This is a genomic window from Nonomuraea sp. B12E4 (assembly GCF_039871825.1).
In the GTDB taxonomy this organism is placed as follows: Bacteria; Actinomycetota; Actinomycetes; order Streptosporangiales; family Streptosporangiaceae; genus Nonomuraea.
Window position 1 is genome coordinate 101962 of sequence record NZ_JBDPME010000011.1, and the last position, 24606, is coordinate 126567.

The following is a 24606-nucleotide window of genomic DNA, read 5'->3' on the forward strand; positions in this document are numbered from 1 at the left end:
GAACTGGGCGGCTGTTAGCATGCCTGGTTATGGAGTTGCGGCAGCTCGAATACTTCGTGGCCGTAGCCGAGGAGGCGGGCTTCACCCGGGCGGCGGCCCGGTTGCACGTGGCGCAGCCCGGCGTGAGCGCGCAGATCCGCCAGCTTGAGCGGGAGATGGGGGAGGAGCTGTTCGACCGGTCGGGGCGGGCGGTGCGGCTGACGGCGGTGGGCGAGGCCGTGCTGCCTTACGCGCGGGCGGCGCTGGCGGCGGTGGACGGGATGCGGCTGGTGGTGGACGAGTTCACCGGGTTGCTGCGCGGCCGCGTCGTGATGGGCGGCGTTTCCGCGCCGTCGGTGCTCGACCTGCCCGGCATGCTGGCGGATTTCCACGAACGGCACCCGTCCGTGGAGATCTCCCTCGTGGAGACCAATCCGGAGGCGCTGCTCGGCGGCGTCCAGAGCGGGCGGCTGGATCTCGGCCTCCTGGGGCTCGGCGGCCGGCTGCCGGCCGGGGTGGAGGTGCAGGTCGTCGTGGACCAGGCGCTCGTGGTGGCCGTGCATCGCGGGCACGCGCTGGCCGCCCGCGACTCGGTCACGGTGGCTGAGCTGCGCGACCTGCCGCTGATCTCCCTGCCCGTCGGCACCGGGCTGCGGACCGCGCTGGAGGAGATGTGCGCGCAGGCGGGGTTCGGGCCGCACGTGGCGTTCGAGGCCAGTGAGCCGCAGGTGGCGGGCCGGCTCGCCGGGCGGGGGCTGGGCGTGGCGGTCCTGCCCGAGTCGGCGGTGGCCGGGGCCGGGTCCGAGCTGGGCGTGCTGGCCATCACCGGGCCGGTCATGCGCGGCCGGATGGGCCTGATCTGGCGGGAGAGCGGGCCGAAGAGCCCGGCCGCCAGGGCGTTCATCGAGCATGCCCGCCGTCGTCTGCCCGACCTGGCAGGCTAGTCGCGAGCCGTCGGAGGGGGACCATGGGCAGGCCGCGCACCACCAGCGACGAGGAGATCCTGCGGGCCGTCGCCCGCGCGATCGGGCACGCCGGGCACGTACGCGACGAGATCGCGGCCCTGCCGGCGGAGGCGGTGGCGGCCGGGGAGCTGACGGGTGAGGTGGCGGCCGGGCGGCTTGCCCGGGCCGTCCAGGTAACGTACAACGGGGTGCTGGTCCTGTGGGCGCTGACCGGCGAGGAACGGCTCGCCGACGCGCTGCGGGAGGCCGTGGACGAGGCGCTTCTGCCCTATCTCCGGTGAAACGCTCGACTCCGCGACACTCCCCGCCAAGACTGGACCGACGTACCCTGCGGCGGGGAAAGATCGTGAATGGACATCGAGGTGATGAATGAGCCAAGTGGAGAGCGGTTCGCCGGAGTCACTGGCCGAGCTCGCCAAGAAATACGGGCTCCGGCCCGCCATCGCGCGGCCGCGGCTCCCCGTGTACGTGCGGCAGCTCTGGGAGCGACGACACTTTATCCTGACATATGCCTCTTCGCGGAATGTTTCGCGATATTCCGGATCGGCGCTGGGGCAGCTCTGGCAGGTGCTCACGCCATTGCTGAACGCCGGGATCTACTACGTGATGTTCGGGCTGATCCTGGGCGGCAGCCACGGGATCGACAACTACGTGGGATTCCTGCTCACCGGGATGTTCGTCTTCACCTACACGCAGCGGACGGTCACCGCCGGGGCCAAGTCGATCTCCGGGAACCTGTCGCTGATCCGCGCCCTGCACTTCCCGCGGGCCTCGTTGCCGCTGGCGTACACGATCCAGGAGCTGCAGCAACTCCTCATCTCCATGGGGGTGCTGCTGGTCATCGTGCTGTTCACCGGGGAGGCGCCGAACTGGTTCTGGCTGATGATCCCGATGGTGCTGCTGTTGCAGACGATGTTCAACGTCGGTGCGGGGCTGATCCTGGCGCGGGTGGGGTCCACGCTGCGGGACCTGAACCAGTTGCTGCCGTTCATCATGCGGACCTGGCTGTACGCCTCCGGGGTGTTCTTCGCGATCCAGGCCAAGGTCGTCGGCAGCGCGGGGTTGCCTGAGTGGGTGGCGACCGTGATGTACCTGAATCCGGCGGCCTCCTACATCGAGTGGATGCGGGACATCCTGATCACCACCCACACGCCGCCGCAGCTGGTGTGGATGTCGTGCCTGGGGTGGGCGGTGGTCACGATGGCGCTGGGGTTCTGGTACTTCTGGCGGGCCGAGGACCGCTACGGCCGGGGATGACCTGCTCGCGTGTCGGCCAGCCACCGGTCCGGCGGCGCCCGCGCGATGTCCGGCGTCGCCACCCCGCACACCAGTCGCAGCGTGAGCGCGACGCGGGCCTCGGGGGAGAGCGCCGGATGGCAGCAGGTGAAGATCAGCCGCAGCCGGTCGTCGGGGATGGCGGTGTCGGGCTCGGGCATCTCGGCCTCCTCCGGCTCCAGCAGCAGCGGCAGCTTCCGTTCCAGCGTCTTGCGGCGGTGCAGCACGTTGAGCGCGTTGCGCCGCGCGGCCGTGGTCAGCCACGCGCCGGTCCGTGCGGGCACCCCGTCCCGCGGCCACGTACGCAACGCCTGGACGTAGGCCTCCTGCACCGCCTCCTCCGCCGTGTCCAGGGCCAGGGCGTGGTCGAGATCGCGGGCCTCGATGACGAAGGGCCCCCGAGCACTTCCTTCGTCTCGATGAACGGCCCGTCGGTCACCAGGTCGCCGCGGATCGCGGTGGCCGTCTCAGGCTGCTCCAGGGCCAGCCCCATGACGATCCGCCCGCCGAGCTCGGCCACCCGCTCAGGCATCCGCAGATGCGCCTGCATCACCTCCTCGGGCAGGTCCTCCGGCGGCACCCGCTCGTACAGCAGCACCGCGTACCGGGCCATCACGCCACCCCCACAACCTCGAACCGCCGGGACATGTCATCGGCCTCCGTTTCGCTCGTCTCGGGCTCTTCTAGAACAGCGACAACCGGGAGCTGGGGGATTCGACAGCCACGGGGGAAATTTCCGTCATCTTGCGCTCACTTGGCCGCGGGCCTGGCGCGGACGTGCAGCCGCTCGCCCTGCGGCCCGAAGAGGGCCAGCACCTCGGACGGCTCGGCGTCGGGATTGACGAAGGCGTGCGGCGTACGCGTGTCGAACTCGGCCACCTCGCCCGCCGTCAGCACCACGTCATGCGGCCCGAGCAGCAGGCGCAACCGCCCGGACAGGACATAAAGCCACTCGTAGCCCTCGTGCACCTGCTGCTCCGGCTCGTAGCCCGGCCAGTGCGGCGGGTAGATCTGCTTGTACGCCTGCATCCCGCCGGGGCGGCGGCTCAGCGGGATGTACGTCATGCCGGCGCGCTTGATCGGCCGCATGTGCACCCGGGGATCGCCGGTCACCGGCGCGTCGATCAGCTCGTCGAGCTGGACCTGGTGCGCCCGGGCCAGCGGGAGCAGCAGCTCCAGGGTCGGTTTGCGCTGCCCCGCCTCCAGGCGCGACAGGGTGCTGACGGAGATGCCGGTGCTCTTGGAGAGCTGTGCCAGGGTCGCGCCGCGCTCCAGCCGCAATGCCCGCAGCCGGGGGCCGACCGCGTGGAGCACTTCGTCGAGGTCGTCCATGCGCCCACATTGCCATTTCGGCAAGGATGTTTGTCAAATCGGCGGCTCGTCGCGGACAGTGGCCCCTCGGTGGGAAACGAGAGGAGATTCGCGATGGACGCGAGATACGACGTGGTGGTGATCGGGGGCGGCGCCGCCGGGCTGAGCGGCGCGCTCACGCTGGGCAGGGCGCGCCGCAGGGTGCTGGTGGTCGACTCCGGGCGGCCGCGCAACGCCCCGGCGGACGGCGTGCACGTCTACCTCGGCCGCGAGGGGACGCCGCCGCAGGAGCTGCTGGCCGCCGGCCGCGAGGAGGTACGCGGGTACGGCGGCGAGATCGTCACGGGCACCGTCACGACCGCCGAGCGGCTGCCGGACGGCGGGTTCCGGGTCGTGCTGGCGGACGGGCCGGCGGTCGAGGCCGCCCGGCTGCTGGTCGCCACCGGCCTGGTGGACGAGCTGCCGGAGGTGCCGGGGCTGGCCGGGCTGTGGGGGAGCGCCGTGCTGCACTGCCCGTACTGCCACGGCTGGGAGGTACGCGACCAGGCGATCGGCGTCCTCGGCACCGGCCCGCTCGCCGTGCACCAGGCGCTGCTGCGGCGGCAGTGGAGCGACGACGTGACCCTCTTCCTCCACACCGCGCCAGAGTTGTCCGCGGACGAGCGCGAGCAGCTCGCCGCCAGGGGCGTCACCGTGGTGGAGGGCCGGGTGAGCGGGCTGGCCGCGGACGGCGGCAGGCTCACCGGCGTGCACCTGGCCGACGGGCGGGAGATCCCCCGCCGGGCCCTCGCGGTCGCCACCCGTCTGAACGCCCGCGCCGGTGTCCTGGCGGACTTGGGCCTGAAGGCGGAGGAGCAGGAGATGGGCGGCCACGCCGTCGGCACGAGCGCCCCCGCGGACCCGTCGGGCGCGACGAGCGTGCCGGGGGTGTGGGTGGCCGGGAACGTGACCAACCTGACCGAACAGGTCATCGGGGCGGCGGCGGCAGGCGTACGCGCGGGAGCCGCCATCAACGCCGACCTGATCGCCGCGGAAACCCGCGCCGCCGTCAGGGCCCACCGCGCCCGCTCCGCATCCGAACACCCAGACCAGCCACGCCGGGCGCCGGAGCCCCCGCACCCCGCCAACTCCTCCCCGGAGCACTCCGTCGACTCCTCCTCGGAGCACCCGCACTCCACCCACCCCTCACCGGGGCACCCGCACCACGGCGGCTCTCCCACGGATGGCTCCGCGCGGCCGTCGGGGTCGGAGGAGGAGTTCTGGGACGCCCGCTACTCCGAGAAGGCGCAGATCTGGAGCGGGAACCCCAACGTCATGCTGGTCCGCGAGGCCACAGACCTGGCTCCGGGCACGGCCTTGGACCTGGGATGCGGCGAGGGCGCCGACGCGATCTGGCTCGCCCGGCGCGGATGGCGGGTCACCGCCGCCGACATCTCCGGCGTCGCCCTCGGCCGCGCCGCCGCGCAGGCCAAAATCGCCGGGGTCGAGGACCGCATCGACTGGCAGCGCCACGACCTCGGCACGTCGTTCCCCGGCGGCACCTTCGACCTCGTCTCCGCCTCCTTCCTGCACTCCCCGGTCGACATGCCACGCGACAGCATCCTCCGCGAGGCCGCCGCGGCCGTCGCCCCGGGCGGGGTGCTGCTCGTCACCGGCCACGCGGGCTGGCCCTCGTGGGAGCACGAGCCCCCGATCCCCGGCGTGTACTTCCCCACCCCGCAGGACGTGCTCGACGCCCTTGACCTGCTGGAGGGGGAGTGGGAGGTGCTGCGCAGCGAGGAGTACGAACGCACCCACAACGCCCCCGACGGCCACCCCGGCACCCGCACCGACAACGTCCTCAAGCTCCGCAGGCTCCCCTGACCACGACCGCTCGGCCCGCAGGCGAGAATCGGGCAGACCGGGTGGCGGTCACAGCGGTGACGGCGGTCCGGACGGCGACGGCCAGGGGGCGGTCACGGTGGTGACCGCCGGGCAGTGGGCGACCTGCGGACAGCGTTCATCAGGACGGTGGTGATGAGGGCAGGGCGCGGTAGGTGGTGCCCTTGCCGGTGAGCGAGGTCGTGGGTGCCGCGGCCGGGATGAACGCCGACTCGCCCGGACGCAACGTCAACGACCCGGTGCCGAGCCGCGCCTCGCCCTCGATGCAGACCACGATCTGCGGATCCCCGCCCGGGATCGTGTGCGGGCTCCCCTCACTCAGGTCGTAGCGGGTCAGCGCGAACTCGGGGGCGGGCGGCCGGTAGTGGTGCTCGCCCGGCACGTCCCGCTCGGACCGGACCAGGAACGGATCGCCCGGGGTGAAGTCCACGACGCGCATCAGCTCCGGCACGTCGATGTGCTTGGTGGTGAGCCCGCAACGCAGGACGTTGTCCGAGTTGGCCATGATCTCGACCCCGATACCGCCGAGGTAGGCGTGCGGGACACCGGCGCCGAGATAGAGGGCCTCACCGGGGAGCAGGTTGACGTGGTGGAGCAGGAGCGCGGCCACCACGCCCGGGTCACCGGGGCAGGCACGGGCGATGCCGGCGTACACGCCGAGGCCGTCACCACCCTCCTGCCCGAGCAGGGCCTGCTCGACCTGGGCCAGGAGCGGGCGCGAGGCGTCATCGAAGATCGAGGCGAACACGGTCCGCAACGCGGCCCCGGGCTCCTGTGTCCGGAGCGTGTCGATCCACGGCCGCAGGTCCGGCAGGCCGAGGCGTTCGAGGAGGGCGGCGGTGGCGGCGGGCTCGCGGAACCCGCACAGCCCGTGAAAGGGGGTGATCGCGCAGACCATCTCGGGCTTGTGCGAGGCGTCCTTGTACGTGCGCGCGAAGTCGTCCAGCGGGACGCCCCGAGCGCTCTCCTCGGCGAACCCGGCCGCGGCCTGCGCGCTGGTGGGATGGACCTGCAGCGACAGCGGCCGTTCGATGGCCAGCACCTTCAGCAGGTACGGCAGCACCGGCCCGAACCGGGCCGCCACCCGCTCACCCAGCGTGCCCGCCGGGTCACGGGCGATGATCTGGTCGAGCGGAACGCCGTCGACCGACGAGGGGTCGCCAGGATGCGCGCCCATCCAGAGCTCGGCCTGCGGCCGGCCGGTGGGCTCGGTGCCGAACAGCTCCGGCAGCGCGGTCACCGAGCCCCAGTCGTAGGGGCGGACGGCGGTGGCCAGGCGCATGGGCGCGGCGATCTGCGGCACGGTGTGAACTCCAATCGTGGTGAGAGGAGCCTAGACCGCCCCCACCCATCCCGCGAAGCCGTCCCCCCAACAGAAGCACTCCACCCCTGCGGCGCTGACCCCAAGGGATGCTGCCGGCGTGCTCAGCGGACCATGGTGGGGGCCTCACGGCTGCTGAGCCGGAGGGAGGGCCGAGGGATGGTGGGGGCTATACGTGGGTATAGTAAGCTCGTCGGTGGAACAGGTGGCTATACGGAACAGGATGCGCGTGACAACCGTACCGGATCCCGAAGACCTGACGGCTCGTGCGCGGATCAGGGACGCGGCGTTGTGGCACTTCGGTGAATACGGCTTCGAGCGGGCCACGATCCGGGGGATCGCCGAGACCGCCGGGGTCTCCCTCGGCCTCGTACGGCACCACTTCGGCTCGAAGCAGGCACTGCGTGAGGCCTGCGACGCCCACCTGATCAAGGTGATCCGCCGGATGCACGAGCAGGTCGCGAGCGCGCCGCACGGCGTGCCCAACCCCGTCGCGGTCATGGGCCCCTACCAGCGTTACCTGGGCAGGGCGCTGACCGAGGGATGGGCGGCGCCGCTGTTCGACGACATGGTCGGGATCGGTGAGCGGTGGCTGGCGGAGGCCGACAAGAGCCGGCCTGAGCCGCCCACGGTCGATGCCAGGGCCCGCTCGACCTTGATCGCCGCGATGGCGCTGTCGGTCGCGGTCCTGGAGCCGCATGTCTCGCGCGGGCTTGGGGTGGACGTGCGTTCCCCGGAGGGTGAGGCCACGCTGCTGCGGGCGATTCTGGACATCTACTCCCATCCCCTGATGTCACCGGAGGACGCCGCCGCCATCCGCGCGGCGATCGACCGAGGCCAGGCCACCCGAGCCGGCGGCTAGCCAGGCGGCCGAGCGGGTGCGGTGCTCGGCCGCGGTCGCGTTGCGCTGTACGGCCTGCCAACCGCCGGCCGCGGGCCCAGCCTCACGGGACAGAACGGCTCAGCGGGCGCGCGGGCCGAGGAAGACCGGCATGCTGCGGTAGCTGTTGCCCAGCAAGGTGTCCAGCGGGGCCAGGTCCTCGGGTCTGGCGGCGGGTGCGATCTCCGGGAACGCCGCGAACAGCGCCGCCAGCGCCACCTCGGCCTCCAGCCGGGCCAGCGGCGCGCCGAGGCAGAAGTGCGGCCCGTGCCCGAACGACAGGTGCGAGGCCGGCGGGTCGGACAGGTCGAAGACGTGGGCGGTCGGGCCGTACTGGCCCGGGTCGCGGCCGGCCGAGGCGAAGCAGGCCAGCACCGGCTCGCCGGCCCGCAGGTGCACGCCGTCGATCTCGACGTCGCGTACGGCGTACCGCATCGGGAAGTAGGCGATCGGCGAGTCCCAGCGCAGCGTCTCCTCCACCGCCGCGCTGAACGGGCACTTGCCCGAGCGCAGCAGGTCGAGCTGGCCCGGCACGTTGAGCAGGGCGCCGATGGCGTTGGTGATGAGGTTGACCGTGGTCACGTGCCCGGCGATGAACAGCAGCTCGATCGTGGCGAACAGCTCCTCGATGGACAGCCGCCCGCCGTCCCGCTCGCGCAGCCGGAACAGGTCGGTGATCAGGTCCTCGCCCGGCGTGTCCCGCCGCTCGTCGATGATCCGGCCGAGCAGCTCGTGCAGCGCCTTGCGCAGCGCGGGCGTGTCGTCGAGGCTGCCGCCCACCTGGGCCACCGCGTCGCTGAGCTCGTGCAGCTCGTCCTGGTAAGCCTGCGGGATGCCGATCAGCTCGGAGATGACCTCGCGCGGCAGCGGGTAGGCGAACTCCTTGCGCATGTCCACCGGCTGGTCGGGCGGCATGTCCGCGAGCCGGTCGATCAGCCTGCCGGTGAGCGCCTCGATCTTCGGGCGCAGCGCCTCCAGCCGGCGTGCCGTGAACGCGCCGGCCACCGCGGTACGCAGCCGCCGGTGCTCCTCCCCCTCGGCGTTCAGCATGGAGGTGTCCGTGACGATGCGGTCGATGGCGGTGCCCGGCGGCAGCTCGTCCCGGGCCGCCCAGTAGCGGATCTCCCTGGACAGGCACGGGTGGGTCAGGACGGTCAGCAGCGTCGAGTACTGGGTCGCGGCCCAGGCCGGCACGCCTTCGGCCGTCACGGGCACCAGCGGGCCCGCCTCGCGCAGCCGGCGGTTGTCGCCGTGCAGGTCGCCGGTGGCGGGGTCGAGGACGAAACGGCCGTCGGCCGGGTGGTGTTCTGTCATGGTGTCACCCCGTGCGTCGTGGGCTCATGGCCAGGGCCGTCACGTCGAATCCGGGATCCTGGTCGAGGTAGAGGTCGCGGACGAGCTCGCCGGCGGCCGGCGCGTTGCACAGGCCGTGCCCGGAGAAGCCGGTCGCGTACAGGAAGGCCGGCGTGCCCGGCTGGTGGCCGATGAAGGCGGTCTTGTCCGGGCTGGCGTCGCGCAGGCCGGTGACCGCCGTGTGCAGCGCCAGCCCCGCCAGGCTCGGGTACGTGGCCGCGAGCCGCTCCGCCACCTCCCGCCGCCAGGCCTTCCGGTCCGGGCCCGGGTAGCCCATGCCGATGAGCAGCCGGTCGCCGCGCAGCCGTACCAGCAGGCCGCTGGCGGCGTGCAGGGTGACCGGAATGTCGGGCGTGCCCGGCGGCAGCGGGTCGGTGGTGAGCAGTTCCTGCTCGATCGGCTCGGTGAGCGGCAGGTCCACGCCGGCGCAGCGCACCAGCGAGGCCGACCAGGCGCCGGCGGCGCAGATGATCGCGTCGGCGGCGATCTCGCCGTCCGGCGTCGTCACGCGGCCCGTCCGGGTGTCGATGGAGGCGACGGGACAGCCGGTACGCAGCCGCGCGCCCGCCTGCTCCGCCGCCCGCGCGTAGGCGGTGACGATGGCCGTGGTGTCGGAGATGTAGGCCTGCGGCGAGTACGCGGCCCCCAGCAGCGGCAGGTCACCGATCAGCGGGTTGCGTTCCCTGGCCTCCTCCACGCTGATCAGGCCCACGTCCACCCCGGCGGCCCGCTGGTCGGGCAGGTCGGCCTTGAACGCGTTCACCTGCTCCTGCTCGGTGAACAGCACCAGGTAGCCGACCTGCCGCAGCGGCAGCTCGGTGCCCGGCCGGTCGGGGAACGCGTGGTAGGCCGCCAGGCTGCGTACGGCCAGGGCCGAGCTGACGGGATTGCCGGCGAAGTAGGAGCGGACCACGTCGGCGGTGGCGCGGGAGGCGCCCGAACCGAGCACCCCCCGCTCCAGCAGCGTCGTGTCCACCCCGGCCTCGGCCAGGTGGAAGGCGATCGACAGCCCGATGACGCCGCCGCCGATCACCACCACGCGCCTGTCGGTCATACCGCCTCCTGCACCCGGCGCAGGTGCTCGCCCGCCTGCCACGGGAACAGGTGCAGGTTCCACCCGCCCAGGCAGTTGCAGTAGAGCGCCATGTGGGCCATGGTCGCGATGAAGTCCTCGTGGTTCTCCAGGCGCTCCAGCCCGGCCAGCAGCCGCTGGGTGAAGTCCCACAGGGTGTCCAGGCCGCAGTAGCCGAGGAACTCCGCTGGCGTGGCGGCCAGCAGGCGGGTCATCTGGCGCAGCCACGGCATCGGCATGCCGTCCAGCGCGGCGCGTACGAGGCCGCCGTAGCAGCTGTAGCCGAGCGGCCGGGTCTCGCCGTTGACGAACAGCAGCGTGGTCAGGACCGTCTCGTAGCTGCCCGCCCCGGACGGGATGCGGCCCGCGTGCAGGTCGAGCAGCTCGGGCGGCGGCTCCAGCCAGATGCGCTGGGTCTCGGCGTGTACGTCGGTGACCAGCGCGTTCAGGTGCGGGTCGCCGACGGGCAGCCGGGGCAGGTCGTGGCCGCCGGGCCCGCCCGCGCGGCGTACCTCGGCGATGACGGGCTCCTTGGTGGTGTAGACGGTCCGCCACACCTCGCGGCCGGCCTCGACGAGGGCGTCCAGGTCCTTGTCGGCGACCTTGCCGACCGGGGTGGCGGTCATGGGCTCGGTCAGCTCGCCGTACTTGATGCCGAGGTGCTGCAACCGCGAGCAGAACAGGGTGCCGTCCGGCACGGTGCGCCGGTCCACGCGGTACTCCGCGGGCGCGTGCAGCAGCGAATGGACCGGGGCGACGTGGTACAGGTGATATCCGGCGACCAGGGCGTGCCCCTGCAGGCTGCGGTACGGCAGCGCGTCCCACAGGCACTGGGCCAGGGCCGGGTTGCGCTGGTCGAGTTCGGCCGCCACGGTGATGCCGAGGCTCGGCCAGGAAATTTCCACACACTTCGATTGGTTCACAGTACGTCACACTATCGTCACAATCTGTGGCGAAAGGGGCGGGGTCCTGGTATTTACCGGTACATGACCTCTCCGGGGGGCGGCGGCGCCAGCAGGGCCCGGCTCCGCTCGTCACCCCAGATGGAGTGCGGGTCCACGTACGGGCGCAGCAGCGCCGTCAGCCGCGCGTCGCCCCGGCCGTTGAGCTCCTCGGAGGCGACCTTCCTGGCCACGCCCGCCAGCACGTCGGCCACCTGGACCCGGGCGTCCAGCCGCGACTCGACCAGCCGCAACCCGGCCAGCGAGTCCCCCAGGGCCGCCCGCAGCCGGGCGATGCGCTCATCGGTCAGCGTGGTCTGCCGGTCGTGCACCACCGAGACCGGCCGGCCGGGCACCCCCTCCGAGGCGCCGCCCCAGGAGGTCACGGCCCGCACGATGGCCGGGATGAGGGGGTCGAGCGCGGGGAAGACGCCCGGGCCGGCCAGCAGCAGCCGCTCCCGGAACGCCGCCACCCGCGGCCTGGCCCGCCACAGCAGCTCCATCACCTCGCCCGCCGGGCCGTCCGCCGTCCGCAACTCGCCGACCAGGCGGAAGGCGTCCTCGACGGACATGTCGATGCCCTGGCCGTTCTTGGCGCGCAGCAGGTAGTTGAAGGAGTCGAGGAACGCCGCCCACCGTCTCGCCCCGAACGCGGCCGGTCCCTCCCGGTAGAGCACGGCGGCCATGCCCTGGGAGGGGTCATCGGGAAAAGGGCCGGGCGTGCCGTCCGGTGCGAGAAGCTCGACCACCTTGCCGATGACCAGGAACGTCTTGTCGGTGAGGTAGACGCGTACGTGGCCGAGCACCGGCCCGTCCGGGCCGAGCAGCCAGCGCAGCGCCGCCCGGTGTTTCTCGCGCAGGATGTGGTTGGCCTTGTACTCGGTGACGGGGGACGGCGCCCGCGCCCGCAGCTCACCGATGCAGGCGGCCGCCGAGTCGAGGTCCATCATGACACTGGCGTGCGCGAACACGTCGGTGTTTCCCCCGACGAGCTTCTCGCCCTCTGCTCCCGACTCGTCACACCCGATTTCGACCGGTTCCCGCACGAACATCGAATCTAGTAAAGCCCGCCCCCGCCCGCGAGGTGATTTTCCGGCTCGAAGCCCTTCGGCCCGCCACCACCGGGCCACACCGGAACCCGTGACCATCTGCGAAACCGTCGGCTCAGCCTACGCAAGTTCGAACCTTGCACCTGCCACCAGCAGTAAGTGCGACCCAGAGGCCCTTCGGGGCCTCTTCTGCGAACACGTGATACCGACGCCGGCCCTCCCCACCGGTACGGATCTCGCGGTCGAGCTGGTAAGGAGTCCGTCGCGCTGGCCGTTCCCGGAACGTGAGGCCGTCGTTCCGGGTGCTCGGGCCGTTGCCGGGCCGAGGAACGCGACGCCCGCGACGGGTAGGCCCCGGAAAAGAGTTGGCCAAGCTTTCCCCGCCGGGTGCCGTGGCGGGGTTTCGGCGCGGGCGCGCGGGGCGGTGCCGCTCGTGATGCGCGCGCTGGTGGGTAGGGCTCTGTTGAAAGGCCATCCGATCCTGCTCGGGGAGGAAGAGATGAGCATATCGGGAATCGGCAAGACCGTTCAGGACGTGATGCACGAGGGCGCGCAGTGTGTCGGTGAGCACGACAGCCTGCGTACCGCGGCGCAGATGATGCGCGACATGTCCGTCGGGGCGTTGCCGATCTGCGGGGAAGACGACCGGCTGAAAGGCATCGTCACCGATCGCGACATCGTGATCAAGTGCTGTGCCGAGGGTCACGACCTGGACCGGATCACGGCGGGCGAGCTCGCCCACGGGCTGGTGTGGGTGGAGGCCTCCTGCAGCGTCGAGGAGGCGCTGGAGAGGATGGAGCAGCACCAGATCAGGCGGCTGCCCGTGATCGACAACCACCGCCTGGTGGGCATGATCACCGAAGCCGACCTGGCGAAGGAACTGCCCGACAGCAAACTCGCCGAGTTCGTGCACCGCGTCTACGCGGCCGCCTGACGCGGGGCGTCCGCACGCGGCCGGCGCGCGGGGCACCCGGCAGGGGTCCGCGCGTCCGGCCCCGTGACGGTACGAACGTGAGGCCGATGGGGGGACGCAGAGATGCCGGATCCAGTTTTCCTGGGCGAGATGCGACAGGTCCTGGAGGAGGTGTACCGCGATCGCGACCGAGCCCCCGTCCGGGAGGTCTACGGCTGCGCGTCCAGGCGTACGCGCCTGACGGCGGACATGCTCGCGCACCTCAACGAGATCCCGGAGGGCGGCTACACCCGGCGGGAGATGGTGGAGGCGATCAACGAGGTCATTCAGCGCCGGGGCGAGCAGGACAGCCTGGGCCTGCTCGACGCGCCCCCCCGGATCGAGCCCGTGGAGGGGTCCTGAACTGGCGCGATCTCATAAAGTAAACAAATGGCAGCAAATGGTATTGGCGCGGGATGTGAGGGTAGGGACACGCATGCCGGCGGGAAAAGGTCCCGTCAATCCGATGGGGGAAGGCGGTGTCGACGATGACCCGCGAAATGGAACAGCATCCCGACATCATCCGCATGCGCGAAAGGTATGAGGCAGCCGCGGCCAAACCGGCGGTTCAGCTCGCGGACGGGCTGACCCTGCTGGCCGGGCTTTTCCTCGCGGTCTCGCCGTGGATCGTGGGATTCACCGGTCACACGGGGCTCACCGGGAACAACGTGATCACCGGCCTCGCGGTGGCATTGCTGGCGCTGGCCTTCAGCTCCGCTTTCGGCCGTACCTACGGCCTGGCCTGGACCGCGCCGCTCATCGGCGTGTGGACGATCGTGGCGCCGTGGGTGATCCGGGGGGAGGGCGCTACCACCGCGTCGATCATCAGCAATGTGGTCGTGGGCGCGGTCATCGCCATCCTGGGGCTCGTCACCCTCAGCATGGCCATGACGAAACTGCGGTGAGAAGCGTTCCGGGCCGGAACGGGGGATCCGGCCCGGAACCAGCCCCGGCCGTCAGCCCTTGAGCCCGCTGAACGTGAACACGGCTCACCACGAAGTCGGCGTCGGCGAGCGCCTGCCGCCGGTCGAAGACGCTGCGGATCTTCGCCGCCGCGCCCGCCTCGGCGTCGAGCGCGCGCACGAGCGTCTCCGCCGTCGCCAGCCGGCCCGGGTCGTCGTCGTGCAGCACGACCTCCAGCTCGCCGTGCAGCTCGGACGCGAGCAGCAGGGCGGACAGGGCGCGGCGCAGCAGCTCCACGTCACCGGCCCCGATGAAGACGATCCGCGCCATCCCCGATGTATGGCACGCCACGCGCCCTGCGCAGAGCTTTCGATTCGGAGTGATTTCCCGTCATATATGCGCACCAACGGCTGGCGTGATCCGCTGCGCGTTGCGGCTCAGGCGGTCGCGTGAGCGAGCCCGCCGCGCCCTGCGGCTCAGACGCCGGCTATGTGGTTGCGCAGGCCGAGCCGCTCGGGGTACGGCGCGAAGTAGGTCTGCTCCTGCACGTACGTGGCCGCCGCGCCGAGGGCGTGGTGGCGCAGCAACGCCAGCGGCACACTGAGCGCCACCTCGCGCCGCTGGTAGGACCGGATGACCTCGGCCAGATCGGCCCGGCGGGCAGGATCGAGCCGGTCGCTCACCATGCCAAGGCAGTGCTGCAGCACGTTGACGTTGCGGCCGATCGAGGACCTGACGGCCAGCGTCCTGCGGAACACCAGGCTGTAGTCGTCCATCAGCTCCGCCCGGTCACGGGCGCCCGCCTGGGACACCAGGCGGCCGGCTTGCTGGTATCCGGCCGGGGAGTGGGCCAGGAGCTGCATCTTGTGCCGCGCGTGGAACGCCACCAGGTCCCCGGGCCGCGGGCCGCCCCGCACGAGCTCCCGCAGCCGCGCGTGGGCGAAGACCCGCTCGACGAACGCCTCGCGCAGCACGGCGTCATGGAGCCGCCCGTCGTCCTCGACCGGCAGCAGCGGATGCGCCCGGATCACGACGTCCGCGAACAGGCCGCGGTTGCGCCGGTCCACAGCGATGTCCCCGGCGTAGAGAGGAATGCCGCGGATGCCGCAGCTCGGGCTCTTGGCCTTGAAGATGTATCCGTCCACCTGCAGGGTCCCTGCCCGGCCGGCGGCCAGCTCCGCCATCGCGGCGGTGAGGTCCCTGCGGGACTCGCGCGTCATCAGGCGCGGGCCGTCCGGCGAGCGCTCCAGGCGCAGCGTCTCGCGGGGCGCGCCGAGGCCGAGCTCCATCTCCGGGCAGATCGCCACCCAGTCCACGAACGGCGTCAGCGCCTCGGTCAGGAACCGGGACCGGCAGTGCCCGCCGTTGTGCCGGACCGGCTCACCGAGCAGGCAGCTCGACACCGCGAGCCGGGGCCTGCCGTACTCCATCATCACTCCTTCGGCTCCGCCGGGCCGGTCCGCTCCAGATCGGCCAGGACCGCCTGCGCCGCGCGCCGGCCGGAGACCAGGGCGCCCTGGATGGAGCCGGTGTCGCGGTGGTCACCGCATACGTACAGGCCGTCACACAAGCGCACCGGGCGTCGCAGAGGCTGGGGCGGAGGCATCGCGGGCAGCGCCGCCGCGATCGGGTAGGTGGCCAGGTGCTCCCACGAGGACGTGTCACCGAAGATCTCGGTCAGCCGGTCGCGTACCGGGGCTTCGTCGGTGGTGACGCCGAGCACCGACGTGGCCACCAGCGCCCGGCCGTCGGCCGCGTATTCGGGGGCCGCGTCGGTGAGCACCAGCGTGTCGGCGATCGCCCCGGTGGCGTCGATGACCTGGATGGGCTCGCGCAGGGGCGAGCGCGGAGCGGCGTGGTAGAAGGTGGTCACCGCCCGCATCGGCGGCACGTCGATCTCGTCGAGCAGGTCGCCGGCGCTCGCGGGGTCGGCCGCCACCACCACGGCGCGCCCGCCCACCTCCCCGCCTCCGTCCAGCTCCACGTGCCCGGGCGCCACCCGGCTCGCCCGCGCGCCGCACGTCGTCGCGCCCGCCGGCAGCCGGTCCGCGAGCTGCCGCGGGATCCGCCCCATGCCCAGCGCGGGCAGGCCGACGGTGCCGCGGGCGAAGGACCGCCAGATCAGGTGGAAGACCCTGCTGGAGGTCTCCAGGTCCCGCTCCAGCAGTACGCCGGCGAGGAACGGGCGCAGCAGGTCCTCGATCATCTGCTTGGAGATGCCCCACGCGCGCAGCTCGTCCGCGGTGCTGCGCTCGGGACCGGACCGCAACCAGGATCCGGGTACGGCCATGTCGTGGGCGGTCATCCCGGCCAGGGCCATCTTGTCGCGCAGCGACCCGATGCCGGCCAGCAGGCCGCTCAGCGCGTGCTCGGGATGGCGCCACGGCAGCATCACCCGTACGCGGTCGCCGCCGCGCTGGACGAGGAGCCCGGCGGAGAAGGGCCGCAGATCCAGGGCGGCGAGGTCGAGCACGCGCCGCGCCTCGGGGTAGGCGGTGTTGAACACCTGGAACCCGCGGTCGAGCCGGAACCCGGCGACCACGTCGGTGCGTACCCGGCCGCCTACGTCGTCGGACGCCTCCAGCACCCGGACCGCCACCCCGGCCTCGTGCAGCCGTACGGCGCAGGCCAGCCCCGCCAGCCCGGCACCCACGACGACCACGGGCCCGCGCTTGTCCCCCATGCGATCGCCCTACCCCAGCCCACGCCCGCACGCCGACCCGGCACCTAAATCATCCTTTGCCACAGCCGGGAGGGTCTGGCGCGGATCGCGAGGCCTTGCTCGGAACGTGGGGCCTTGCTCGGATGGCGAGGTCCGCCCCTGACCGGAGTGGGGGCCGTCGCCGATCTCGCGACGCTACGCCAGGCCACCGTGTGGCCATCCGCCGCGCCCAGCTGGTCGCCTGGCGGGGAGGTTTGCGCTCAGCGGCCGCAGGTGAGTGGGGAGCTTGGTCACGGTGGCCACCGCGAGCCGCTGGGCGGCCTTCGGCATCTCGCTGCCGGTGTAGAGCACGAGGGTGCACAGGGAGAGGACACCGCTCAGGAAGGTGCCCGGCGACCCGAGCCACATACCGGCCAGCACCATGATCGGTTCGGGCCGGGGCGAGCGGGCCGGCGGCGGCCTGCCGCGCCGCGAAGGCCTCCCAGGTGTAGGCCAGCCAGGCGGCACCCCCACCGGCTCCGGCCGGCCGGCCTCGACGGCCAGCGCGTGGGTCAGCCAGGCGAGCAGCGCGGTCAGCCCGGCCGCCGTGTGCGCGGCTCCCAGCCTGGCCGCCGCGCGCCGCCCGTGCCAGAATCTGCGGTCGGCGAGGCCGGACAGCACCGCCGCGCCCCTGCCGGGCTCCCGCAACGGTTCGAGCCCCTGCTTCATCAGGGGCGGTACGGCCTCGAACCGGCGTACGGACCTGGCCGCCACGAACCACAGCACCACGATCGCCACCAGCGGCACCACCGCGGCCAGCGCCATCCGGCCCGCGGGCAGGTCGCCCATGGCCTGGAAGGGCTGCAGCCACCACGTCTCGGAGCACCTCTGGTCGGCGCCGCACTGGTAGCCCACGTAGTCGATGGGGATCCAGCTCACCAGCAGCAGGTAGTTCAGTGTCACCACGAGCGCCGCGATCCTGGTCACCGCGCGGTGCAGCGCGAACCGCTTCGGCCGGGTCGCCAGCAGCTCCGAGCACATCCAGCCGGCCATGTTGGCCAGCAGGAACGGCAGGAGCAGCAGCCACAGCACCCGCGTGCCGCTGCGCGAGGTCAGGCCGCCTCAGGAGTAGGCCTCCCGGTGCCGGTCCGGTGGAAGCCGGCGAACCGGTCCCCTGTCGTCCTGAGCCATCGCCGGTACCGTCACAACGGCTCACCTCCGGCGTCATGCAAGGCGGGTGGCCTCGCCTCCCGCCAGGGTGCGGCCAAGGGAAAACCCCGGCCGGCGACTCCTGGTGCGGGAGAGTCGTCATTCGTCCTCTGTTCATGCTGCGGCCTGGAGGGGGCAGGAGCGCGTTCAAGCCAGAGGAATTGGGTGTTATATCCCAGTAGTTACCTCAAAGGGTTGAAATGGCTTCTTCATTCTCTCGCCGCGATGTGCTGCGTACCGGGGCCGCGGGCGGCCTCGGCATCGCCATCGCCGGCAGCATCGACGCGATTTCCGGACCTGCCTACGCGGAGGCGGTGCAGAACGGCGTCGCCCGTGCCGCGGGATACGGCCCCGTCGTCGCCGACCCGAAGAAGGTGCTCGCGCTCCCCAAGGGCTTCAAGTACCAGATCGTGGCCCAGGCCGGCGTGACCAAGCTGGAGTCCGGTGAGCCGACGCCCAGCGACGCGGACGGCACCGGCTTCTTCCACACCGGCAACGGTGGCGTCCTGGTCAACAACCACGAGATCGGCGGCGACGAGCCGCACGGCGTGCCCGCGCTGGAGGGCCTCACCTACGACGAGGGCGGCCGCGGCGGCACCACCAACATCGTGGTGGACCGCAACGGCAAGCGGGTCCGCGAGTACGTCAGCCTGGCCGGCACCGTGCAGAACTGCGCGGGCGGCGTCACCCCCTGGAACACCTGGCTGACCTGCGAGGAGACCGAGGTCAAGGCCGGCGGTGCGCTCAAGAAGGACCACGGCTACGTCTTCGAGGTGGACCCGTTCGACAAGGACGCCAACCAGCAGCCGGTCCCGCTGAAGTTCCTCGGCCGCTACGCGCACGAGGCCGTCGCGGTCAACCCGCGCAACTCCGAGATCTACCTCACCGAGGACGCCGACACCCCCAACGGGCTGTACTTCCGCTGGACCCCGCCGCGGGGCTTCCGCCCGGGCAAGGGCGCCCTGCGCAAGCTCGCGACGGGCAAGGACGGCGACACCGCGGGCGAGCTCGAGGCGATGACCTGCTACAAGGGCAGCAAGCACGTCGCCGACCTGTCCGAGGCCACCCAGCCGGGCACGAAGTACAAGGTGAAGTGGGTCGAGGTGCCCGACCGCGACGCCAAGACCGCCTCGGTGCGCAAGCAGCTCGGCGACGACAAGGTGACCCGCAGCCGCAAGCTGGAGGGCCAGTGGTGGGGTGACGGCGGCGTCTACTTCGTCTCCAGCTACGCCCGTCACGACGACGGCAGCGCCAACGAGCACGACGGCCAGGTCTGGTTCTACGACCCCGAGTCGGAGACCGTGACCCTCAAGACGATCTTCGGCGTGAACCCGGACCCGGAGAAGGACACCGACTACGACGGTCCGGACAACATCACCGTCTCCCCGTACGGCGGCCTCATCATGGCCGAGGACGGCGAGGGCGTGCAGCACCTGGTCGGCGTCACCGAGAAGGGCTCGCCCTACCCGATGGCCCGCAACGACCTGAACGACAGCGAGTTCGCCGGCGTGGTCTTCAGCAGCGACGGGAAGTTCCTGTTCGCCAGCATCCAGACCCCCGGTTACACGTTCGCCATCACCGGCCCGTGGTCCAAGCACGACGACCACGGTCACGGCCACGACGACGACCACGGTCACGGCCGCGACTGACTCCGGCCGCACACCACCTGCCCCGCCCCGCTCACCCGAGCGGGGCGGGGCACGTGTTCGCCTGCCCGCGCTGCTGATCTCCTCCGTCCCCGGGGCCGGGCGGGGGCTGGTGCTCCGCCCGGCCTGGACCCGGTGCGGGATCCGGTTCCGACCGTGACAGCAGTGTTCCGGCGATCATGGCCGCCGCTCCGGCGAAGCCGAAGGCACCCGACAGCGCGGCGCCCACCATGCCGGCGGCCAGGGAACGCCGCCGCACCGGGGCAGCTCGCCGTACGCATGACCTGCGAGCCTTCCAACGCCACCTTCATCGTCGACAAGCTGGAGAGGCAGGGGCTGATCGAGCGCCGCGCGCATCCCACCGACCGCCGCGCCAAGCTGCTCGTCCTCACCGCCGAGGGCGACACGACGCGCGAGCGGCTTCTCGAGCTGCTCGTCGAGGACTCGCCGCTGGCGGGTCTCACCGCTGATCAGCAGCGCGTCCCGCAGGATCTGCTGGAGCAGGCCGTCCCGCGCGCATAGACGGCACGCGGTGCCGGGTCGCGGCGCGAACGGCGATGATTTTCCGTGCCGTCCCGAGTCCAACCTTCGCCCCCCGCGACCGCGTGGGACCCCTCATCGCCTCGCCGCGAAGGAAAGGACCCCGGCATGACCACCACCCACACCCTCGACGTCCCCGGCGCGCACCTGCGCTACGAGGTACGCGGCTCCGGACCGCTGCTGCTGCTCGCGGGAGCGCCGATGAACGCCGCCCCGTTCGCGCCGCTGGCCGAGGAACTGGCGGGCGAGTACACCGTCGTCACCCACGACCCGCGCGGCATGTCCGGCAGCCGGCTCGACGACCCCGAGCAGGACTCCACCCCCGAGCTGCGGGCCGGCGACCTGGTGGCCCTGATGGAGGCCCTCGGCGCCGACTCGGCCGATGTGCTGGGCAGCAGCGGGGGCGCGGTCACCGGCCTCGCCCTGGCGGAGCGGCACCCCGGCCGGGTGCGTACGCTCGTCGCGCACGAGCCGCCCCTGCTGGAGCTGCTGCCCGACGCCGCCGAGCAGCGCGCCGGGATCGAGGACATCATCGCGACCCTGCACCGGGAGGGGGCACTGGCGGCCCAGCTCAAGTTCCTGGCCAGTGCCGGCTTCACCTTCGAGGAGGGCGATGACGGCGCGCCGCCGATGGAGTTCTCGGAGCAGGACCTCGCCGACAGCGCCCGCTTCTTCGACCACGAGATCCGGGGCACCACCCGGCACGTGCCCGACATCGCGGCGCTGCGGGCCGCCCCGGCCCGGATCGTGGTCGGCCTCGGCGCCGACTCCGGCGGCCTGGTCACCTACCGGACCTCCATGGCCCTGGCCGGGCTGCTCGGCACGCCGCCGGTCGAGTTCCCCGGCGACCACGGCGGTTTCCTCGGCGAGCCCCGGGAATTCGCCCAGGTGCTGCGGAAAGTGCTGGCGGAGCGGTAGGGCCCCACCCTGGGCGCCGGACCGCGGCGTCGCGATAATGACGGAATGGAATATCGCGAACTAGGCCGATCGGGCCTGCGGATATCGGTGCTCACCATGGGGACCATGAGCTTCGGCGGCACAGGCAAGTTCGCCTACGTCGGGTCCACCGGTGTGGAGGAGGCGCGCAGGCAGATCGACATGTGCCTGGACGCCGGGGTCAACCTCATCGACACCGCCGACGTCTACTCCGCCGGCCTGTCGGAGGAGATCGTCGGCAAGGCGATCGAGGGACGCCGCGACGAGGTGCTGCTGGCCACCAAAGTACGCATGTCGATGGGCGGCGGCCCCAACGACGCCGGACTGTCCCGGCATCACGTGATCACCGGTGCCGAGGCGAGCCTGCGCCGGCTCGGCACCGACCACATCGACCTCTACCAGGTGCACGAGTGGGACGGGCGCACTCCGCTGGAGGAGACCCTGGCCGCGCTGGACCACCTGGTGACCTCCGGCAAGGTCCGGTACGTGGGCGTCTCCAACTACGCCGGCTGGCAGCTCATGAAGGCTCTGGGCACCGCCGACCGGCTCGGCCTGCCGCGCTTCGCCAGCCAGCAGATCTACTACTCGCTGCAGGCCCGCGATGCCGAGTACGAGCTGATCCCGGCCGCCGTCGACCAGGGCCTCGGCGTGCTGGTGTGGAGCCCGCTGGCCGGCGGTCTGCTGTCCGGCCGCTACCGCCGGGGTGTGCAGCCGGCCGAGGGACGCCAGCTCACCGAGTGGAACGAGCCGCCGGTCCGCGACCAGGAGCAGCTCTACGACACGGTGGAGGTGCTGGTCGGCATCGCCGAGGGGCACGGCGTCTCGGCGGCGCAGGTGGCGCTGGCCTGGCTGCTGGGCCGCCCGGCGGTCACCTCGCTGGTGATCGGCGCCCGTACCAGCGAGCAGCTCGCCGACAACCTGGCCGCGGCCGACCTGAAGCTGTCGGACGAGGAGCGGTCCCGGCTGGAGGAGGTCAGCCGCCAGCCGCTGCTCTACCCGTACTGGCACCAGGCGGCGACCGCGTCCGACCGCCTCTCGCCCGCCGACCTCACCCTGCTCGGCCCGCACCTGTAGCCGGCCCGGCCGGACACCGCCGGGAACCCGGCGGTCACTGTTCCGCGGGCGTGGTCACCGGGTCGCGGCTCCCGGGCGGCCCCGTCTCACGCGCCGCCGAAGCGGCGCAGCAGGTCGTCGGCGGCGGCGAAGGAGGCGACCACGTCGGCGGCCGTGCGCGGGCCGCCGACCAGGCCCACGGCCTGGCCCGCGTAGACGTAGGCGGTGTCGAAGTCGCCGTCGCGGCGGGCGGCCGCCAGCTCCGCCCGGGCCGCCTCGTCCGCCCCCAGCTCCTCCTCCCGGCCGTGCCAGCGGTCGAAGAACGCGTTGCGCAGCGCGCGCCCGCCGTACTCCGGCGGCCAGGCCAGGCGCTGGGCGATGTCGAAGACGCGTCCGTACGCGGTGTCGGCCTCACCCGCGGCGAGCACCCGCTTCAGGGCGGGCTCGGAGAGGGTCGTCTCGGCGCAGCCCAGGAAGATCGTGCCGGCCCAGCCGCCCTGCGCGCCCGCGGCCAGCACGGCGGCCAGCCCGCGGGCGGTGGCGATGCCGCCCGCGGCCAGCACCGGGATGCCCACCGCGTCCAGCACGCTCTGCAGCAGGGGCAGCGTGGCCACGTCGTCGCGGCCGTGGCCGCCGCCCTCGCCGCCGCGGGCCACCACCACGTCCACACCGGCCCGCTCGGCGGCGCGGGCCTCCTCCGTGGTGCCCGCCTGGGTGGCCACGACGATGCCCGCCCGCCGCAGCGGCCCGACACAAGGGGCGTAGTCGCCGTAGCTGATCGAGACCAGCGCCGGCCGGGCGGCGAGCACCGCGTCGAGCTGGGCCCGATCGCCGCCCAGCGCCCAGGCCATCAACCCGATCCCGTACGGGCGCCCGCTCGCGGCGGCGACGGCGGCCTGCTCGGAGATCCACGCCGCGGAGGCGCCGGCGGGCACGCCGAACATGCCCAGGGCGCCCGCCGCGGAGACGGCTGCGGCCAGCCGGCCGTCGCTGACCCCCGCCATCGGCGCGCCGACCAGCGGCACGTCCAGCTCGAACCGGTCGGTCAGCCAGGTCCGCGGCATCGTCGTCTCCGATCTTCGGTATGAGAGCGGCTCCACCGTATCCCGCGTCAGCCCGGGACCGTGCGCAGGCGCAGGGCGAGCAGGGCGATGTCGTCGATCACGTCGTGCCGCATCCGGGCGAGCAACTCGTCGCAGAAGTATGGCAGCGGGTGCCCGGCGAGCGCGCCGGCGTGGTGGCGCAGCCGGTCCATGCCCTCCCCGAGCGCGGCCCGTGGATGCTGGTCCCCATGGCGGTGGTGCTCATCGCCATGGCCCTGCTCACGGTCGTGCTGCTGGCCTGGCTCGCGTGCCGTGACAGCCCGGGCGGCGAACAGCGCCGGGCGCGGGGACGACGCCGCCCGGTTCGCCGACTGAGTGAGGTGCGGAGGGGTTTTCCCCGTTGACGGTCGCCTAACAGCCATTGAGTAGATTTTTTACTCAGCTCTGTCATGTGAACCTCATGCGCCGTTACTATCCGGGAATGCGTTATGTCCCCTTTGCCCTGATTATCGCAACGTTGATCATCGGCACCACGGCGCCCGCGTTCGCCATCACCAACGGTCCCGCCGACGGGGACGCCCATCCTGAGGTCGGCGCCCTCATCGAGAACAAGGCCCATCCGGACGGCACCTGGGCCTACTGCACCGGGACGCTCATCTCCTCCACGGTCTTCCTCACCGCCGCCCACTGCGGCGAGCGGAAACAGAGGACCGCGAAGGTCACCTTCGCCGACCACTACGCATCCGGGTCCCAGGTCTACACCGGCCGTTACATCCCCGACCCGCGCTACACGGACAAGTCGGACGGCCACGACATGGCCGTGGTCGTCTTCGACAAGCCCATCCCGGGCATCCGGCCCGCCCAGCTACCCGTCAAGGGCCTGCTCGACCAGCTCAAAGCCAATGACACGCTCAAGACGGCGCGCTTCACCCCGGTGGGCTACGGCTCGCTGGCCCCGGCCAAGAAGAAGCACGGCCCCCTGTTCCGCTACACCGACACCCGCCACCAGGCGACCATCGGCTTCAAGGCCCTGCACCGCAAGTGGCTCGACCTCTCGGTGACCTCCAAGACCGACGGCAGCACCTGCTTCGGCGACTCGGGCGGCCCGAACTTCCTCGGTGGCCCCACCTCGCACCTGCTCGTGGCCACGACGATCAGCGGCGCCGACGACGCCTGCATGGACACCAACTACGACTACCGCCTGGACACGTCCTCGGCCCGGCAGTTCCTCGGCGAGTACGTCGCCCTGCCCTGAGCACCTGCCCTGAGCACCTGGCCTGAGCACCTGCCCTGAGCGCCCGGGCCTGATGAGCACTCCGCCCTGAGCGCCGCCCGCGTTCGTCAGGACAGGATGTGGACGCTGGAGGCGTGCCCTTCGACGGTCGAGGTCCCGGGGTTCACGGCCCTGATGACCCTGCCCTGGCAGTCCGGCTTCTCGTAGAGCAGGACGATGGTGGCGGTGTGGTTGTCGAGGGTCAGCGGCCGGCGGGTGCCGTCGTAGCAGCCCGCCGGGTTTTTCACCCCCTGGCCGTCGAGAACGATGTGCCCGGGAACGGCCGACGCCGCGGTGGTGCCGCCGGCGGCCAGGAGGCCGGCGGCGGCGAGAGTGGCGGCGATACGGACGGGTCGATACATGGATGTGGACTCCTTCGCGGT

30 protein-coding genes are annotated in these 24606 nt (G+C 72.1%); 14 read left to right on the plus strand and 16 right to left on the minus strand.

Annotated features, from left to right (window positions below):
• The first annotated feature begins 29 nt into the window (after positions 1 to 29).
• From ABGB18_RS24950 to ABGB18_RS24960, 3 genes are all read left to right on the plus strand, one after another.
• Complete coding sequence (locus tag ABGB18_RS24950; RefSeq protein WP_347698002.1) at positions 30 to 923, plus strand: LysR substrate-binding domain-containing protein; 894 nt, start codon at positions 30 to 32, stop codon at positions 921 to 923.
• A 23-nt stretch (positions 924 to 946) separates the two neighbouring features.
• Entirely contained in the window at positions 947 to 1225 is a 279-nt protein-coding gene (locus ABGB18_RS24955) for a hypothetical protein (protein ID WP_347698003.1), read from the plus strand.
• A gap of 88 nt (positions 1226 to 1313) precedes the next feature.
• A complete protein-coding gene (locus ABGB18_RS24960; RefSeq protein ID WP_347698004.1) occupies positions 1314 to 2201 on the plus strand; it encodes an ABC transporter permease in 888 nt (295 codons plus the stop codon).
• Here ABGB18_RS24960 and ABGB18_RS24965 read toward each other — a convergent pair.
• The 3 genes from ABGB18_RS24965 to ABGB18_RS24975 all read right to left on the minus strand — a co-directional run bounded on the left by ABGB18_RS24965 (position 2186) and on the right by ABGB18_RS24975 (position 3551).
• On the minus strand, positions 2186 to 2551 hold the full coding sequence (locus ABGB18_RS24965) for a hypothetical protein (RefSeq protein ID WP_347698005.1): 366 nt from the start codon (positions 2549 to 2551) through the stop codon (positions 2186 to 2188). The two genes, ABGB18_RS24960 and ABGB18_RS24965, sit on opposite strands and share 16 nt — an antisense overlap.
• Complete coding sequence (locus ABGB18_RS24970) at positions 2476 to 2832, minus strand: hypothetical protein (RefSeq protein ID WP_347698006.1); 357 nt, start codon at positions 2830 to 2832, stop codon at positions 2476 to 2478. The genes ABGB18_RS24965 and ABGB18_RS24970 overlap by 76 nt, the downstream gene beginning before the upstream one ends.
• Before the next feature lie 137 nt (positions 2833 to 2969).
• Positions 2970 to 3551, minus strand: a complete 582-nt coding sequence (locus tag ABGB18_RS24975; protein WP_347698007.1) for an XRE family transcriptional regulator — start codon at positions 3549 to 3551, stop codon at positions 2970 to 2972.
• Between the two features lie 93 nt (positions 3552 to 3644).
• Between ABGB18_RS24975 and ABGB18_RS24980 the strand changes: the two genes are divergently transcribed.
• The gene (locus ABGB18_RS24980) at positions 3645 to 5393 is read left to right on the plus strand and encodes an FAD-dependent oxidoreductase (RefSeq protein ID WP_347698008.1); all 1749 of its coding nucleotides are present in this window, start codon (positions 3645 to 3647) and stop codon (positions 5391 to 5393) included.
• Between the two features lie 139 nt (positions 5394 to 5532).
• Here ABGB18_RS24980 and manA read toward each other — a convergent pair whose 3' ends face one another.
• Positions 5533 to 6714 carry a mannose-6-phosphate isomerase, class I gene (gene manA / locus ABGB18_RS24985; protein ID WP_347698009.1) on the minus strand — a complete coding sequence of 394 codons (1182 nt, stop codon included), beginning with the start codon at positions 6712 to 6714 and terminating at the stop codon, positions 5533 to 5535.
• Between the two features lie 241 nt (positions 6715 to 6955).
• Between manA and ABGB18_RS24990 the strand changes: the two genes are divergently transcribed.
• Entirely contained in the window at positions 6956 to 7594 is a 639-nt protein-coding gene (locus tag ABGB18_RS24990; RefSeq protein ID WP_347698010.1) for a TetR family transcriptional regulator, read from the plus strand.
• Positions 7595 to 7693: 99 nt separating this feature from the next.
• Here ABGB18_RS24990 and ABGB18_RS24995 read toward each other — a convergent pair whose 3' ends face one another.
• Genes ABGB18_RS24995 through ABGB18_RS25010 form a run of 4 tightly spaced genes read right to left on the minus strand, consistent with a single transcriptional unit; the run spans position 7694 to position 12030 of the window.
• Complete coding sequence (locus tag ABGB18_RS24995; protein ID WP_347698011.1) at positions 7694 to 8926, minus strand: cytochrome P450; 1233 nt, start codon at positions 8924 to 8926, stop codon at positions 7694 to 7696.
• A gap of 4 nt (positions 8927 to 8930) precedes the next feature.
• Positions 8931 to 10019 (minus strand): FAD-dependent oxidoreductase, encoded by a 1089-nt coding sequence (locus ABGB18_RS25000; RefSeq protein ID WP_347698012.1) that lies wholly within the window; start codon positions 10017 to 10019, stop codon positions 8931 to 8933.
• The gene (locus ABGB18_RS25005) at positions 10016 to 10960 is read right to left on the minus strand and encodes a hypothetical protein (RefSeq protein ID WP_347698013.1); all 945 of its coding nucleotides are present in this window, start codon (positions 10958 to 10960) and stop codon (positions 10016 to 10018) included. Before ABGB18_RS25005 ends, ABGB18_RS25000 begins: the two co-directional genes overlap by 4 nt.
• 53 nt (positions 10961 to 11013) lie before the next feature.
• On the minus strand, positions 11014 to 12030 hold the full coding sequence (locus tag ABGB18_RS25010) for a hypothetical protein (protein ID WP_347698014.1): 1017 nt from the start codon (positions 12028 to 12030) through the stop codon (positions 11014 to 11016).
• Between the two features lie 496 nt (positions 12031 to 12526).
• Between ABGB18_RS25010 and ABGB18_RS25015 the strand changes: the two genes are divergently transcribed.
• The 3 genes from ABGB18_RS25015 to ABGB18_RS25025 all read left to right on the plus strand — a co-directional run bounded on the left by ABGB18_RS25015 (position 12527) and on the right by ABGB18_RS25025 (position 13884).
• Entirely contained in the window at positions 12527 to 12961 is a 435-nt protein-coding gene (locus ABGB18_RS25015) for a CBS domain-containing protein (protein WP_347698168.1), read from the plus strand.
• Between the two features lie 102 nt (positions 12962 to 13063).
• A complete protein-coding gene (locus ABGB18_RS25020) occupies positions 13064 to 13342 on the plus strand; it encodes a hypothetical protein (protein ID WP_347698015.1) in 279 nt (92 codons plus the stop codon).
• Positions 13343 to 13467: 125 nt separating this feature from the next.
• The gene (locus ABGB18_RS25025) at positions 13468 to 13884 is read left to right on the plus strand and encodes an SPW repeat protein (protein ID WP_347698016.1); all 417 of its coding nucleotides are present in this window, start codon (positions 13468 to 13470) and stop codon (positions 13882 to 13884) included.
• On the opposite strand, the gene ABGB18_RS25030 is transcribed toward ABGB18_RS25025, so the two are convergent.
• The 4 genes from ABGB18_RS25030 to ABGB18_RS25045 form a co-directional block, all read right to left on the minus strand.
• Positions 13856 to 14212 carry a hypothetical protein gene (locus ABGB18_RS25030; protein ID WP_347698017.1) on the minus strand — a complete coding sequence of 119 codons (357 nt, stop codon included), beginning with the start codon at positions 14210 to 14212 and terminating at the stop codon, positions 13856 to 13858. The genes ABGB18_RS25025 and ABGB18_RS25030 overlap by 29 nt on opposite strands.
• A 146-nt stretch (positions 14213 to 14358) precedes the next feature.
• Positions 14359 to 15315, minus strand: coding sequence for a DUF523 and DUF1722 domain-containing protein (locus ABGB18_RS25035; RefSeq protein WP_347698018.1), 957 nt, complete (start codon positions 15313 to 15315; stop codon positions 14359 to 14361).
• A complete protein-coding gene (locus ABGB18_RS25040) occupies positions 15315 to 16565 on the minus strand; it encodes an NAD(P)/FAD-dependent oxidoreductase (protein WP_347698019.1) in 1251 nt (416 codons plus the stop codon). The genes ABGB18_RS25035 and ABGB18_RS25040 overlap by 1 nt, the downstream gene beginning before the upstream one ends.
• Before the next feature lie 174 nt (positions 16566 to 16739).
• Complete coding sequence (locus ABGB18_RS25045) at positions 16740 to 17615, minus strand: hypothetical protein (protein WP_347698020.1); 876 nt, start codon at positions 17613 to 17615, stop codon at positions 16740 to 16742.
• A 317-nt stretch (positions 17616 to 17932) separates the two neighbouring features.
• Here ABGB18_RS25045 and ABGB18_RS25050 point away from each other — a divergent pair, with 317 nt between their 5' ends.
• The gene (locus ABGB18_RS25050) at positions 17933 to 19381 is read left to right on the plus strand and encodes an alkaline phosphatase PhoX (protein WP_347698021.1); all 1449 of its coding nucleotides are present in this window, start codon (positions 17933 to 17935) and stop codon (positions 19379 to 19381) included.
• A gap of 31 nt (positions 19382 to 19412) precedes the next feature.
• Here the strand turns inward: ABGB18_RS25050 and ABGB18_RS25055 are convergent, their stop codons facing one another.
• The gene (locus tag ABGB18_RS25055; protein WP_347698022.1) at positions 19413 to 19637 is read right to left on the minus strand and encodes a hypothetical protein; all 225 of its coding nucleotides are present in this window, start codon (positions 19635 to 19637) and stop codon (positions 19413 to 19415) included.
• 20 nt (positions 19638 to 19657) lie between these two features.
• On the opposite strand from ABGB18_RS25055, the gene ABGB18_RS25060 reads away from it, so the two are divergent.
• From ABGB18_RS25060 to ABGB18_RS25070, 3 genes are all read left to right on the plus strand, one after another.
• Positions 19658 to 19900: a MarR family transcriptional regulator gene (locus ABGB18_RS25060; RefSeq protein ID WP_347698023.1), complete on the plus strand. Its 243-nt coding sequence runs from the start codon at positions 19658 to 19660 to the stop codon at positions 19898 to 19900.
• Positions 19901 to 20026: 126 nt separating this feature from the next.
• Positions 20027 to 20836 carry an alpha/beta hydrolase gene (locus ABGB18_RS25065; protein WP_347698024.1) on the plus strand — a complete coding sequence of 270 codons (810 nt, stop codon included), beginning with the start codon at positions 20027 to 20029 and terminating at the stop codon, positions 20834 to 20836.
• Between the two features lie 45 nt (positions 20837 to 20881).
• A complete protein-coding gene (locus tag ABGB18_RS25070; RefSeq protein ID WP_347698025.1) occupies positions 20882 to 21928 on the plus strand; it encodes an aldo/keto reductase in 1047 nt (348 codons plus the stop codon).
• An 86-nt stretch (positions 21929 to 22014) separates the two neighbouring features.
• On the opposite strand, the gene ABGB18_RS25075 is transcribed toward ABGB18_RS25070, so the two are convergent.
• A complete protein-coding gene (locus tag ABGB18_RS25075; protein WP_347698026.1) occupies positions 22015 to 22971 on the minus strand; it encodes a nitronate monooxygenase in 957 nt (318 codons plus the stop codon).
• Positions 22972 to 23018: 47 nt separating this feature from the next.
• Entirely contained in the window at positions 23019 to 23162 is a 144-nt protein-coding gene (locus tag ABGB18_RS25080; RefSeq protein ID WP_347698027.1) for a hypothetical protein, read from the minus strand.
• A 36-nt stretch (positions 23163 to 23198) separates the two neighbouring features.
• Between ABGB18_RS25080 and ABGB18_RS25085 the strand changes: the two genes are divergently transcribed.
• Together ABGB18_RS25085 and ABGB18_RS25090 are read left to right on the plus strand one after the other, a co-directional pair.
• Entirely contained in the window at positions 23199 to 23354 is a 156-nt protein-coding gene (locus tag ABGB18_RS25085; RefSeq protein WP_347698028.1) for a hypothetical protein, read from the plus strand.
• Between the two features lie 113 nt (positions 23355 to 23467).
• The gene (locus ABGB18_RS25090; RefSeq protein ID WP_347698029.1) at positions 23468 to 24205 is read left to right on the plus strand and encodes a trypsin-like serine protease; all 738 of its coding nucleotides are present in this window, start codon (positions 23468 to 23470) and stop codon (positions 24203 to 24205) included.
• Positions 24206 to 24291: 86 nt separating this feature from the next.
• On the opposite strand, the gene ABGB18_RS25095 is transcribed toward ABGB18_RS25090, so the two are convergent.
• Positions 24292 to 24585 carry a hypothetical protein gene (locus ABGB18_RS25095; RefSeq protein WP_347698030.1) on the minus strand — a complete coding sequence of 98 codons (294 nt, stop codon included), beginning with the start codon at positions 24583 to 24585 and terminating at the stop codon, positions 24292 to 24294.
• Positions 24586 to 24606: the final 21 nt, after the last annotated feature.

Excerpts from the sequence above, each read along its gene's own strand:
- ABGB18_RS24950 (WP_347698002.1), top strand. The coding sequence starts at position 30 with ATGGAGTTGCGGCAGCTCGAATACTTCGTGGCCGTAGCCGAGGAGGCG.
- ABGB18_RS24955 (WP_347698003.1), top strand. The coding sequence starts at position 947 with ATGGGCAGGCCGCGCACCACCAGCGACGAGGAGATCCTGCGGGCCGTC.
- ABGB18_RS24960 (WP_347698004.1), top strand. The coding sequence starts at position 1,314 with ATGAGCCAAGTGGAGAGCGGTTCGCCGGAGTCACTGGCCGAGCTCGCC.
- ABGB18_RS24970 (WP_347698006.1), bottom strand. The coding sequence starts at position 2,832 with ATGGCCCGGTACGCGGTGCTGCTGTACGAGCGGGTGCCGCCGGAGGAC.
- ABGB18_RS24975 (WP_347698007.1), bottom strand. The coding sequence starts at position 3,551 with ATGGACGACCTCGACGAAGTGCTCCACGCGGTCGGCCCCCGGCTGCGG.
- ABGB18_RS24980 (WP_347698008.1), top strand. The coding sequence starts at position 3,645 with ATGGACGCGAGATACGACGTGGTGGTGATCGGGGGCGGCGCCGCCGGG.
- ABGB18_RS24990 (WP_347698010.1), top strand. The coding sequence starts at position 6,956 with ATGCGCGTGACAACCGTACCGGATCCCGAAGACCTGACGGCTCGTGCG.
- ABGB18_RS24995 (WP_347698011.1), bottom strand. The coding sequence starts at position 8,926 with ATGACAGAACACCACCCGGCCGACGGCCGTTTCGTCCTCGACCCCGCC.
- ABGB18_RS25000 (WP_347698012.1), bottom strand. The coding sequence starts at position 10,019 with ATGACCGACAGGCGCGTGGTGGTGATCGGCGGCGGCGTCATCGGGCTG.
- ABGB18_RS25010 (WP_347698014.1), bottom strand. The coding sequence starts at position 12,030 with ATGTTCGTGCGGGAACCGGTCGAAATCGGGTGTGACGAGTCGGGAGCA.
- ABGB18_RS25015 (WP_347698168.1), top strand. The coding sequence starts at position 12,527 with ATGAGCATATCGGGAATCGGCAAGACCGTTCAGGACGTGATGCACGAG.
- ABGB18_RS25020 (WP_347698015.1), top strand. The coding sequence starts at position 13,064 with ATGCCGGATCCAGTTTTCCTGGGCGAGATGCGACAGGTCCTGGAGGAG.
- ABGB18_RS25025 (WP_347698016.1), top strand. The coding sequence starts at position 13,468 with ATGACCCGCGAAATGGAACAGCATCCCGACATCATCCGCATGCGCGAA.
- ABGB18_RS25030 (WP_347698017.1), bottom strand. The coding sequence starts at position 14,212 with ATGGCGCGGATCGTCTTCATCGGGGCCGGTGACGTGGAGCTGCTGCGC.
- ABGB18_RS25035 (WP_347698018.1), bottom strand. The coding sequence starts at position 15,315 with ATGATGGAGTACGGCAGGCCCCGGCTCGCGGTGTCGAGCTGCCTGCTC.
- ABGB18_RS25040 (WP_347698019.1), bottom strand. The coding sequence starts at position 16,565 with ATGGGGGACAAGCGCGGGCCCGTGGTCGTCGTGGGTGCCGGGCTGGCG.
- ABGB18_RS25050 (WP_347698021.1), top strand. The coding sequence starts at position 17,933 with ATGGCTTCTTCATTCTCTCGCCGCGATGTGCTGCGTACCGGGGCCGCG.
- ABGB18_RS25060 (WP_347698023.1), top strand. The coding sequence starts at position 19,658 with ATGACCTGCGAGCCTTCCAACGCCACCTTCATCGTCGACAAGCTGGAG.
- ABGB18_RS25065 (WP_347698024.1), top strand. The coding sequence starts at position 20,027 with ATGACCACCACCCACACCCTCGACGTCCCCGGCGCGCACCTGCGCTAC.
- ABGB18_RS25070 (WP_347698025.1), top strand. The coding sequence starts at position 20,882 with ATGGAATATCGCGAACTAGGCCGATCGGGCCTGCGGATATCGGTGCTC.
- ABGB18_RS25075 (WP_347698026.1), bottom strand. The coding sequence starts at position 22,971 with ATGCCGCGGACCTGGCTGACCGACCGGTTCGAGCTGGACGTGCCGCTG.
- ABGB18_RS25080 (WP_347698027.1), bottom strand. The coding sequence starts at position 23,162 with ATGGACCGGCTGCGCCACCACGCCGGCGCGCTCGCCGGGCACCCGCTG.
- ABGB18_RS25085 (WP_347698028.1), top strand. The coding sequence starts at position 23,199 with ATGGCGGTGGTGCTCATCGCCATGGCCCTGCTCACGGTCGTGCTGCTG.
- ABGB18_RS25095 (WP_347698030.1), bottom strand. The coding sequence starts at position 24,585 with ATGTATCGACCCGTCCGTATCGCCGCCACTCTCGCCGCCGCCGGCCTC.